Genomic DNA, 628 nt, shown 5'->3' with positions numbered 1-628 from the left:
TTTCTGGATCTGGATTTTCTGATCAAGGACGAAACCAGCAGTCTGAAAGGAAGTCTCAGCGATAAAAAGGATGTGGATTTCTACAACTTTTCCATCCCTTTTAACCGGACGATACAGAATTACTTCGGTGTCCAAATCTATATGGACATGCCGGAAGGCTGCGATTATGACCTCACCTTATATGATGAATATGGCAATCAGGTCGGAAAGGCAGAATGGGATGGGGAAGGACGGAAAACACTGACCATCCCGAACTGGGATACAAATACCAATAAATATTGTATCAAAATAGAAAACAAAAATGGGGAAGAAGTTTTCCCGGATGATTATTATAAAATCAGTTTCAAGGTTACGGAAAATAAAGAACAGGAAAAGACCGATGCCATAAGGGAGGCATTCGGGAACCTTCACGGTGCATACAGCCGGAAAGATGAAAATTGGAGGGAATGCCTCGACAAATATAATGAAGTCCTGATGGATACAGAGAAAAATTATACAAAAGAAATGGAGAAACTCCACCAGAAGCAGTTTGAAAGTCTGCCGGAAGAAAAACAATACAAAGGCGGGCGCACAGTGGATGAATTGTTGCAGGACATGGCAGAAGGAAAGACACTGGATGATGTGGAAA

1 pseudogene is annotated in these 628 nt (G+C 41.7%); it reads left to right on the top strand.

What is annotated here, in order from left to right:
- A pseudogene (locus DW835_RS18555) lies at positions 1 to 628 on the top strand (hypothetical protein); the annotation flags it as partial.

Source organism: Clostridium sp. AM34-9AC (assembly GCF_003480225.1).
GTDB classification, from domain to species: domain Bacteria; phylum Bacillota; class Clostridia; order Lachnospirales; family Lachnospiraceae; genus Acetatifactor; species Acetatifactor acetigignens.
The sequence above is the reverse complement of the archived record's forward strand: the minus strand, read 5'-3'. Positions and strand labels throughout refer to the sequence as shown.